General features: G+C 65.3%; 9 protein-coding genes. 4 read left to right on the top strand and 5 right to left on the bottom strand.

Features of this window, described 5'->3' with window-relative positions:
• The first annotated feature begins 22 nt into the window (after positions 1-22).
• From atpA to MJ956_RS08255, 4 genes are all read left to right on the top strand, one after another.
• Positions 23-1,552 carry a F0F1 ATP synthase subunit alpha gene (gene atpA / locus MJ956_RS08270; protein WP_253964006.1) on the top strand — a complete coding sequence of 510 codons (1,530 nt, stop codon included), beginning with the start codon at positions 23-25 and terminating at the stop codon, positions 1,550-1,552.
• 70 nt (positions 1,553-1,622) lie between these two features.
• Positions 1,623-2,498 carry a F0F1 ATP synthase subunit gamma gene (locus MJ956_RS08265; RefSeq protein ID WP_253964005.1) on the top strand — a complete coding sequence of 292 codons (876 nt, stop codon included), beginning with the start codon at positions 1,623-1,625 and terminating at the stop codon, positions 2,496-2,498.
• 22 nt (positions 2,499-2,520) lie between these two features.
• The gene (gene atpD / locus MJ956_RS08260) at positions 2,521-3,975 is read left to right on the top strand and encodes a F0F1 ATP synthase subunit beta (protein WP_253964004.1); all 1,455 of its coding nucleotides are present in this window, start codon (positions 2,521-2,523) and stop codon (positions 3,973-3,975) included.
• A gap of 104 nt (positions 3,976-4,079) precedes the next feature.
• On the top strand, positions 4,080-4,484 hold the full coding sequence (locus tag MJ956_RS08255) for a F0F1 ATP synthase subunit epsilon (RefSeq protein WP_253964003.1): 405 nt from the start codon (positions 4,080-4,082) through the stop codon (positions 4,482-4,484).
• A gap of 143 nt (positions 4,485-4,627) precedes the next feature.
• Here MJ956_RS08255 and MJ956_RS08250 read toward each other — a convergent pair whose 3' ends face one another.
• The 5 genes from MJ956_RS08250 to MJ956_RS08230 all read right to left on the bottom strand — a co-directional run.
• Positions 4,628-5,152: an RNA pyrophosphohydrolase gene (locus tag MJ956_RS08250; RefSeq protein ID WP_253964002.1), complete on the bottom strand. Its 525-nt coding sequence runs from the start codon at positions 5,150-5,152 to the stop codon at positions 4,628-4,630.
• Positions 5,153-5,250: 98 nt separating this feature from the next.
• The gene (locus MJ956_RS08245) at positions 5,251-6,408 is read right to left on the bottom strand and encodes a divergent polysaccharide deacetylase family protein (RefSeq protein ID WP_253964001.1); all 1,158 of its coding nucleotides are present in this window, start codon (positions 6,406-6,408) and stop codon (positions 5,251-5,253) included.
• A 146-nt stretch (positions 6,409-6,554) separates the two neighbouring features.
• A complete protein-coding gene (locus MJ956_RS08240; RefSeq protein ID WP_253964000.1) occupies positions 6,555-7,895 on the bottom strand; it encodes a S41 family peptidase in 1,341 nt (446 codons plus the stop codon).
• On the bottom strand, positions 7,885-9,606 hold the full coding sequence (locus MJ956_RS08235; RefSeq protein ID WP_253963999.1) for a murein hydrolase activator EnvC family protein: 1,722 nt from the start codon (positions 9,604-9,606) through the stop codon (positions 7,885-7,887). Before MJ956_RS08235 ends, MJ956_RS08240 begins: the two co-directional genes overlap by 11 nt.
• Positions 9,607-9,871: 265 nt before the next feature.
• A partial coding sequence (locus MJ956_RS08230; protein ID WP_253963998.1) for a cysteine--tRNA ligase occupies positions 9,872-10,847 on the bottom strand: 976 nt, incomplete at its 5' end.

Genomic DNA, 10,847 nt, shown 5'->3' with positions numbered 1-10,847 from the left:
TTGCACTGAAAGAGGTCGGCTGATGGACATCCGCGCCGCGGAAATTTCCGCAATCCTCAAGAAGCAGATCAAGAACTTCGGGTCGGAGGCGGAAGTCTCGGAAGTCGGCCAGGTTCTCTCGGTCGGCGACGGCATCGCGCGCGTCTACGGACTCGATAATTGCCAGGCCGGCGAGATGGTCGAATTTCCCGGCGGAATTCAGGGCATGGCCCTGAACCTGGAAGAAGACAATGTCGGCGTCGTGATCTTCGGCTCCGACCGGGCGATCAAGGAAGGCGACACCGTCAAGCGTACCGGCAACATCGTCGAAGTGCCGACGGGCAAGGCGCTGCTCGGGCGCGTCGTCGACGGTCTCGGCAACCCGATCGACGGCAAGGGTCCGATCGAGGGCGCCGAACAGCGCCGCGTTGACGTCAAGGCGCCGGGTATCATCCCGCGCAAGTCGGTGCATGAGCCGATGGCAACCGGGCTGAAGGCGATCGACGCGCTGATCCCGATCGGCCGCGGACAGCGCGAGCTGGTGATCGGCGACCGCCAGACCGGCAAGACCGCGATCCTGCTCGACACCTTCCTCAACCAGAAGCCGGCTCACGACGAGAACCGCGAGAGCGACAAGCTCTACTGCATCTACGTCGCCGTCGGCCAGAAGCGCTCCACCGTCGCCCAGTTCGTGCGCACGCTCGAAGAGCGCGGCGCCATGGAGTATTCCATCGTCGTCGCGGCGACCGCCTCGGACCCGGCGCCGATGCAGTACATCGCGCCGTTCACCGGCTGCGCCATGGGCGAGTATTTCCGCGACAACGGCATGCATGCCGTGATCGCCTATGACGATCTGTCCAAGCAGGCCGTCTCCTATCGTCAGATGTCGCTGCTCTTGCGCCGCCCGCCCGGCCGCGAAGCCTATCCGGGCGACGTCTTCTACCTGCATTCGCGGTTGCTCGAGCGCGCCGCCAAGCTGAACGACAGCCTCGGCGCCGGTTCGCTGACGGCGTTGCCGGTCATCGAGACCCAGGCCGGCGACGTGTCTGCCTACATCCCGACCAACGTGATCTCGATCACCGACGGCCAGATCTTCCTCGAGACGACGCTGTTCTTCCAGGGCATTCGCCCGGCGGTGAACGTCGGCCTGTCGGTCAGCCGCGTCGGGTCGTCGGCGCAGATCAAGGCGATGAAGCAGGTCGCCGGCTCGATCAAGGGCGAGCTCGCGCAGTACCGCGAGATGGCGGCCTTCGCGCAGTTCGGCTCCGATCTCGACGCCGCGACCCAGCGCCTGCTCAACCGCGGCGCCCGTCTGACGGAGCTGTTGAAACAGCCGCAATTCTCGCCGCTGAAGACCGAGGAGCAAGTGGCGGTGATCTTCGCCGGCACGCAGGGCTATCTCGACAAGCTGCGGGTCGATCAGGTCGGCGATTTCGAACAGGGTCTCCTCAACGCGCTACGGAGCGATCACAAGGATCTGCTCGACCGGATCGCACAGGAAAAGGCGCTTTCGGACGAAATCCGCGAGAGCTTGAAGTCGGCGATCGATTCATTCGCCAAGAGCTTCGCCTGAGTCACGACAACGCGCATGAGCCGCGCCCCGCGACGGGCGTGGCCGAGCTAGCGGGAGACAGCGCCAAGCCATGGCATCTCTGAAGGATCTGCGGAACCGCATCGCGTCGGTCAAATCTACGCAGAAGATCACCAAGGCCATGCAGATGGTCGCCGCGGCGAAGTTGCGCCGCGCCGAGGAGGCCGCGCAGGCCGCGCGGCCCTATGCCGATCGCATGGCTGCCGTGCTCGCCAACATTTCCGGCGCCATGGAGGGCGAGGGCCCGCCGCTGATGGTGGGGACCGGCAAGGACGACGTCCATCTTCTGGTCGTCTTCACCGCCGATCGCGGTCTTTGCGGCGGCTTCAACGCCTCGATCGTCAAGCTCGCCCGGATTCACCAGCGCAAGCTGGAGGGCGAAGGCAAGACCGTGAAGTTCGTGGTTGTCGGCAAGAAGGGCTGGGACCTGATGCGCCGCGACCTGTCGTCGAAGGTCGTCGAACGCACCGATCTGCGCGAGGCCAAGCAGGTCGGCTTCGAACATGCCGAGGCGATCGGGCAGACGATCATCGACCTGTTCGAGAAGGGCGAGTTCGACGTCTGCTCGATTTTCTATTCCGAGTTCGAGAACGTCATCACGCAGACCCCGACCCGGCAGCGGGTGATCCCGGCCGCACTGGCCGAAGAGGACGCCGATCTGGCCGGCGAAGCGACCGTCTACGAGTACGAGCCGGAGCCAGGCGCGATTCTGGAGGATCTGATCCCCCGCAACATCAAGGTCCAGGTGTTGCATGCGCTGCTGGAAAACGCCGCCTCCGAACAAGGCGCGCGGATGTCGGCGATGGACAACGCGACCCGCAATGCCGGCGACATGATCGATCGCCTGTCGATTTCCTATAACCGGCAGCGGCAGGCGCAGATCACGACGGAACTGGTCGAAATCATTTCGGGCGCCGAGGCGCTTTAAAGTATCTGAGAGGAGGCCTCCGATGGCTGACAACGTAAACACTTCAGGCGCGACCGGCCGCGTCGCCCAGGTCATCGGCGCCGTCGTCGACGTCGAGTTCGATGACAATTTGCCGGCGATCCTGAACGCGCTGGAATGCGACAACAACGGCATGCGCCTGGTGCTCGAGGTCGCTCAGCATCTCGGACAGAATACCGTCCGCACCATCGCCATGGATCTGACCGAAGGTCTGGTCCGCGGCCAGCCGGTGAAGGACACCGGCGGCCCGATCGTGGTTCCGGTCGGTGACGGCACCCTTGGCCGCATCATGAACGTCATCGGCGAGCCGATCGACGAGGTCGGGCCGATCCAGTACGAATCCAAGCGCGGCATCCATCAGGAAGCACCGCCCTATATCGAACAGTCGCCCGAGTCGCAGATTCTGGTGACCGGCATCAAGGTCATCGACCTGCTCGCCCCTTACGCCCGTGGCGGCAAGATCGGTCTGTTCGGCGGCGCCGGCGTCGGCAAGACCGTTCTGATCCAGGAACTGATCAACAATGTCGCCAAAGCCCATGGCGGTTATTCCGTCTTTGCCGGCGTCGGCGAGCGGACCCGCGAGGGCAACGATCTCTATCACGAGATGATCGAGTCCGGCGTGAACAAGGACCCGCGCGAGAATGACGGTTCGGCGGAAGGCTCCAAGGCCGCGCTCGTCTATGGCCAGATGAACGAGCCCCCCGGCGCCCGCGCCCGCGTCGCGCTGACCGGCCTGACCATCGCCGAGCACTTCCGCGATCAGGGCCAGGACGTGCTGTTCTTCGTCGACAACATCTTCCGCTTCACCCAGGCCGGCTCGGAAGTGTCGGCGCTGCTCGGCCGCATTCCCTCGGCGGTGGGCTATCAGCCGACCCTGGCGACGGACATGGGCCAGATGCAGGAGCGCATCACCACGACTACCAAGGGCTCGATCACCTCGGTCCAGGCGATCTACGTTCCCGCAGACGATCTGACCGATCCGGCGCCGGCGACCTCCTTCGCCCATCTGGATGCGACGACCGTGCTCAACCGCGCGATCTCGGAAAAGGGCATCTACCCGGCCGTCGATCCGCTCGATTCCAACTCGCGCATGCTGTCGCCGATGATCATCGGCGAGGAGCATTACGACGTGGCGCGGCGTGTCCAGGTCGTCTTGCAGAAGTACAAGTCGCTGCAGGACATCATCGCCATTCTCGGCATGGACGAGCTGTCGGAAGAGGACAAGCTGACGGTGGCGCGCGCCCGCAAGATCGAGCGCTTCCTGTCGCAGCCCTTCTTCGTCGCCGAGGTGTTCACCGGCGCGCCGGGACAGCTGGTGCCGCTCGAAGACACGATCAAGTCGTTCAAGGGTCTCGTCGACGGCGAGTACGATCACCTGCCGGAAGCCGCCTTCTACATGGTGGGCTCCATCGAAATGGCGGTCGAGAAAGCGCAGAAGCTGGCCGCCGAAGCCGCCTGAGACGACCGATCGACGTTCGGATGGCGGGCTGACCAGCCCGCCTCCCCACCCCCACGCAGAATGCCTCCCCTCGCCGGGAGGAGGACCAGACAGGCAAGCGACCGATGGCTGAAAGCTTCCAGTTCGAACTCGTCTCTCCCGAGCGCCTGCTGCTGTCGGAAGCGGTGACGGCGGTCAACGTGCCCGGCACCGAAGGCTACTTCACCGTCATGGCCAGGCACGCGCCGTTGATGACGACGCTGAAGCCGGGCGTCGTGGTGGCGACGCTGGAAGGCGGTTCCGAGCAGAAGATCTTCGTGCTCGGCGGCTTCGCCGATGTCAACCAGAACGGCTTCACGCTGCTCGCCGAGCGGGCCACCCGCGTCGAGGATCTGAACGCCGCCGAGCTCGACCAGCAGATCAGGAACGCCGAGGAAGACATCGCCGACGCGAAATCGCCGGAAGACAAAGCCAAGGCCGAGCATGCCCTCGATCAGCTTCGCGAAGCGCGGGTCGCCGTCGGGATGTAATCCCGCCTCGCGGCTGTTATCCGAGAATTCTGAAAGGCCGGTGCTTCGCCGGCCTTTTCGCATGTCAGCGCCTTGCTCGGCGTGGATCACGATCCGTCGTCTGGCCCGCTTTCCGGCTCCGATGATTCGGCGGCGTGCCCTGGTCAGCCCGCTTGCGCCTTATCCAGATGCCGGAACGCGGCGATCACCTGTTCGTAGACGCCGCGCTTGAACGGCACGATCAGGTCCAAGAGCTCGTCCATCGGCTTCCACGCCCAATCGTCGAATTCCTGCGCGTGGCCGCCCGGCGGCGGATCGATGGCAATCTCGCTGTCGTCGCCCTCGAAGCGGAAGGCGAACCAGCGCTGTGTCTGGCCCCGGTAGCGGCCCTTGAGGGCAATGCCGACAAGTTCGGGCGGCAGGTCGTAGTCGATCCAGTCCGGCGCCTCGGCAATGAGCGAGACCGAGCGCATGCCGGTCTCTTCGTGAAGTTCTCGGCGCGCCGCCGCCAGCGGGTCCTCGCCCTTGTCGATGCCGCCCTGCGGCATCTGCCAGAGCTGCGTCGCCCCGGTCATCTCGCCCTTGTCCTCCATCAGCCGGCGGCCGGCCCATACCAGTCCGTCGCGGTTGAGCACCATGACTCCGACGCAAGGGCGATAGGGAAGATTGTCGAATGCGATCGGTTTCATGACGTGCCGTCCCCGGTTTTGCGGGGGCGGATCTCCCCTTCACAGGGTGTTATCGCGCGCCCCGCGATCGGGGCAAGGGCATCGATGGCGCTTGGCCATCAGCGACGCTCCGTATCCACTGCCAGCGCCGAAACCGGAACGAACTCGATACCGCGCCCACTTGCTTCGGCGGTCCACTCGGCAATGACCGCGACCGAGGCATCGAAGGCCGATGCGACGCCGATGGCGGATCCCTCCGCGCGGGCGATGCGCTCGAGCGTGTCGAGCTGACCGCGAATGTCGGCGGGGTCCTGCGTCTCGTCGATCATCACATTGGAGGCCGCGACCGGCACGTTGCGAAGCATCGCCGTGTCCTTGGCGAGCGATCGCAGCGAGCTGGAATCATCGAGATACATCAGGCCGCGACGACCGAGTTCGGCGATCAGCGGCTCCATCGCCGAGGGATCGCCGGTGAACCGCCCGCCCATGTAGTTCATGATGCCGACATAGTTGGTGATCCGGCCGAGCGAGGCGTGGAGCGCGTCGAGGTCGCCGGCCGCCGCGTCGGCGACCGTCACGGTATTCTGGCCGGGATCGATCTGCGGATAGCCGACCGGCTCGAGCGGCACCTGCAGCAAGAGTTCGTGCCCTGCCCGCCGCGCGTCCTGCATCCAGCGGCCAAGACTGTTGCCCGCCGGGGCGAAACCGAGCGTAACCGCGGCGGGCAAGGCGTTGAGCGCGTTCAGCGTTCCGCTCTGGCTGATGCCAAGCCCCCCGACGACGATGGCGATACGCGCGCCCGGCGTGCCGCTCGACGACCCGGCATAGACGTCGAACGGCCGTCGGCCGTCCGCCCCGCGTGTCGGCAGAGGCCCGTAGGCGCTCTCCTCGATAAGATCGGGATCGGGCAAATGCGCGACCGAGGGGCTTTGACGATAGGAGACCGGATCCTCGATGCGGAAGCCGAGCCCGCCGCCTTCGTGCAGCGCCGGGTCGTCCGGACCCGAAATGACGATGGGCAGTTTCGACTTGGTCACCGGCGCCGGTGCGGCGATGACCGTCGTGGCAGCGAATTGCTCGGCGGCAAACGGCTGCGATGCTTCGGCGAAATAATCGGTGACCCGGCGTTCCGGCTGCCCGAGTATGGCGGTCGCCAGCGAGCCGGCGACGACGAGCGCCGCCGCGGCCAGACCGCCGAGCGCGGACGCCGACGGACGACGGCGGAGGTTGCCGTCGTCGAGGTCGAGGCCCAGAGGCTCATAGAGTTCGCCGTGCATTGTTCCCGTCTATCCGGCGAAGCTGGATCGTGGCTCGCGGGCCCGTGAGCGGCGAGCGCGGTCTTGCTTGCGAAAAGGGCCCGCCCATCCGAAAGATGGCCGGGCCCTGGTTGCCAGTCGCGAGCCTTGGGCCCGGTCAAAAACCGTCAGTTGGCGGCGTTGGCTTCCTGCTTCGGCGGGAACATGGCGTTGGTCTTGACGCCGTTCAGGAGGTCGATCGCGTACTGCATCTGCAGATCGTCCTCCTTTTCCGGCGGCACATAGTCGAGCGAGCCGGAACCTTCGTCGTCTTCCTCATTGCCGGTGATGTGGCCGCGCAGCGAGGATTCGCCACGCACGATCTCATCCTCGGAATCGAGGCCCATCTGCTCGCGGATTTCCTGCGGAAGCGGCTGCTCGACGCCGATGTCCGGATCGATGCCGCGACCCTGAATGGAGCGGCCGGAGGGCGTGTAGTAGAGTGCCGTCGTCAGGCGCAGCGCGCCGTTGGCGCCAAGCGGGATGATCGTCTGCACCGAACCCTTGCCGAAGGAACGCGAACCGACGACGGTGGCGCGCCGCTGATCCTGCAACGCGCCGGCGACGATTTCGGACGCCGAGGCGGAGCCGCCATTGACGAGGACGACGAGCGGCTTGCCCTCGATCTCGTCGCCACTCCGGGCATTGTAGCGCCGGGTCTCGTCGGAGTTGCGGCCGCGGGTCGACACGATCTCACCATTCTCGAGGAAGGTATCGGACACCGACACCGCCTCGTCGAGAAGCCCGCCCGGATTGCGGCGAAGGTCGAGGATATAGCCCTTGAGCTTGTCCTCACCAACCTCTTCCTTGATATCGGCGATCGCCGCTTCCAGGCCGGTCGTTGTCTGCTCGTTGAACTTCAACAGCTTGATATAGCCGATGTCGCCCTCGACGGAGTGACGCACCGACGGCACCTTGATCTCGTCGCGCGTGACGGTCAGCCGCACCGGCTTGGTCGCGCCTTCGCGGATGATCGTCAGGCTGACGCTGGTTCCGATGTCGCCCTTCATCTTCTCGACGGCCTCGCCGAGAGTGAGGCCGCGCACCTGCTCGCCGTCGATTTCGGCGATCAGATCGCCGGCCATGACGCCGGCCTTGTCGGCGGGCGTGCCCTCGAAGGGCGAAACCACCTTGACGAGTTCGTCCTCCATGGTGACCTCGATGCCAAGGCCGCCGAACTGCCCGCGGGTCTCGGTCCGCATGTCCGCCGCTTCCTTGGCGTTCATGTAGCTCGAATGCGGATCGAGCGAGGTCAGCATGCCGTTGATCGCCGTCTCGATCAGCTTCTGATCGTCCGGCTCGTCGACATACTGCGCGCGAACCCGCTCGAACACGTCACCGAAGATCGCAAGCTGACGGTAGGTATCGGAGCCCGCCGCATTGGCCGTGCCGGCGTTCTGACTGACGACGGTCATCGCCGTCGCCCCCATCAGCGCCCCGGCGAAGAGTATCGAAAGCTTACGAATCATTCGTCGTCCTTCCAGAGGGTTCGTCCATCCACCAGGCAGACGGATCGACCGGTTTTCCGTCCTTGCGGAACTCGACATAAAGCGCGGGCTGGGTCGCGCCAAATTCCGCCGTTGCGATACTGGCAAGGCGCCTCGCGCCCATGACCGCGACGGGCTCGCCCGCCGAAACGAATTGGCCGGTCTCGACGTCGATCCGCTCCATACCGGCGAGAACGACATGATAGCCGTCGCCGGCGTCCAGGATCAAGAGCTGACCATAGGATCGGAACGGCCCGGAATACAAAACGCGACCGTCCGCGGGCGCCGTGACGGCGTCACCGGGCCGCGCCGCGAAAGATGCTCCCGTCGTCTCCCGTCCAATGTCGTCCTTCCCGCCGAATCCGATAAGCTGTTTGCCAGCAACCGGTTTCGACAAACGGCCTTTCATTGTCGAAAATGCGGCGGCCGGTTCGAGCCGCACCGCCTCACGGCGAAGTGACGCGATGTCGTATTCGGGCGCCGCGTCGGCGGACGGCGCGTCGCGTGGTGCAAAGGCAGCGATTTCGACCGCCCCCTCGCCTCCCGACTCGGCCTCACCCACCCCATCGTCGGGCGATGGCGGCGCTGCGGGCACCGGGCTCTCGACGCTTGGCGCATCCCTCTCCGCTGTGGCGACAACAGTCTCCGGAATGTCCTCCCGCCCGCGCGCTGCCTCGGCGTCGCGGGCCTCGGCCAGCCGCCTTGTCTCAGCCACGCGCTGTTCGATGACCCGCGCCTCGCGGATCAGGCGCTCCTCCTCCATGCGCCGGGCCTCGTCCATGCGCCGGGCCTCCGCCGCCTTCGCCTGTTCGTCGGCCTGGCGGCGCATCTCTGCGAGGCGCGCCGCCTCCTCGGCGGCCCTGGCCCTATCGACTTCGTTCTGCAACGAACCGATCAGGCCCTTCAGGTCCGTCGCCTTTTCCGCGAGTTCAGCCGCGCGCGCGGCTTCGGCGGACAGCCGATCGCGGTTTTCGGCCTCGAGCTTTTCCTTCTCCGCGAAGAGCAGGGAAAGGCGCGCTTCCTCCTCGCGGTGCCGGACAACCTGCCCGGCAAAGCGCCGCGTCTCCGCACCGATGGCGAGACGGACCGCCCCAAGCCGTTCCAGATCGGCGACGAGCCGGTCGGTTTCCTCGCGTATGGCGGGAACGACCGCGCCGAGCAAGATGGCGCTGCGCACCGAGCCGAGAGCATCGCGCGGCTTGACCAGAAGTGCCGGTGGCGGCTTGCGCCCCATGCGCTGCAGGGCCGCCAGCACTTCGGCGAGGACGCCCCGGCGCTCGTTGAGAGAGACCTTGATCAGCCCCTCCTCGCTCGCCAATGCGTCGACGCGGCGTTCGGTCGCCGCCAATTCCTTGCTGGTGGCCTTCTGGGCAGCCGCGGCCTCGATCATCGCCTGGCGAATCCGCTCGCGGTCCTTCGCCAGCGCGACGATCTCGCTGTCGAGGACCCGGATCGTCTCCTGCGACAGTTGGATGGTCTCGAATACGGCCGCGAGATCGGCGGCGGTCTGGCGGCGCTGTCGTTCGAGGATGGCCGAGCGCGCCGACTGGACCGAGGCGACCTGAATCGGGTCAAGAGCGGATTCGACGGGTTTGGCCGCGGGTTGCGCCTGTGTGCGGACCGCGTCCGGCTGCGCCCCGGTGGGAGCCGGCAGGACGATGGCGCAGGCGAGCGCCGCGGCGGTGATTCGCACCCCGCGCAAACCTCGTCCAGCCTTGCCTGTCCGCCTTTCGACCAAGACCGTTCGTCCTCCGCGATCCGCCTATCAGGATAGACGAGTTGTCCGGTCCCGCCTACCGAGATCGACGATAGAATCAGCGACTTAACAATCGATCAACCATCGCCCACCCGGGCGGCGGCTTCGCGATTATTCCCGCCCCGACGGTGGCCTGTCGCGGTCTCGCGGCTCATGCGGCTGGTTTGGGCACGGCTCGAGGTCGGAATGATGAAGGCAGACGCTACCGCTTCACTTCCCAGGTGGTGATCCGCTCGCCGGTCTCCGGGTCCTTGCCGTCCTTGAGCTGGATGCCTTTGGCCAAAAGCTCGTCGCGAATCCGGTCGGCTTCGGGCCAATTCTTCTCGCGGATGAGGGCGAGGCGTTGGTCTATCTTCATCCGTGTCTCCGCGTCGAGATCCAACTCGGTCGTATCGAAGCTATCCGCGAGTTCGGAGTCATACAGGCCCAGAATTTCCATACCGTCCCGTAGCGCCAGTGCATCGCGTGCCGAATAGAGGCGGCGAAGACCAGCAATGGCATCTGGGGTATTCATGTCGTCCTTGAGGGACGTCACCACATCGACGTCGGACACGAGAGTCCGAATTGGAGAAAAACCCTTCTTGATCAGAAGATACCAGTCATAGATTTCGGCTCGCGCATCGATATGACGCTTATCTGTCCAGTCTATCGGAGCGCGATAATGAGACTGTAGAATCGCAAGACGGGCGGCAAGACCGTTCCACTGTCTACGCCGTTTAAGCCACGTCTCGGAATCGTCCGAGAGCATGGTCAACCATATTATTTCGCGTTGGAGGACGTCGGCGATCGTGACGAAATTCCCCTCCGACTTCGACATCTTGCGGCCCTCGACCTGCAGATAGCCGTTGTGCATCCAGACCTGCGCCATCTGGTCCGTGCCGTGGGCGCAGCGGGATTGGGCGATCTCGTTTTCGTGATGCGGGAAGATCAGGTCGAGCCCGCCGCCGTGGATGTCGAAGGTCTTGCCGAGATAGGCCTCGCTCATCGCCGAACATTCGATGTGCCAGCCGGGTCTGCCCCGTCCCCAGGGGCTATCCCAGCCCGGCTCGTTCTCGGCGGATTGCTTCCACAGGACGAAGTCACCGGGGTTCTTCTTGTGGCTGTCGACCGCGATCCGCGCCCCGGCCTGCTGGTCCTCCAGTCGACGGTTTGACAGCTTGCCGTAGTCCGGCATCGAG

Origin of the sequence: Aurantimonas marianensis, from assembly GCF_024195285.1 — a bacterium.
In the GTDB taxonomy this organism is placed as follows: Bacteria; Pseudomonadota; Alphaproteobacteria; order Rhizobiales; family Rhizobiaceae; genus Aurantimonas; species Aurantimonas marianensis.
The sequence above is the reverse complement of the archived record's forward strand: the minus strand, read 5'-3'. Positions and strand labels throughout refer to the sequence as shown.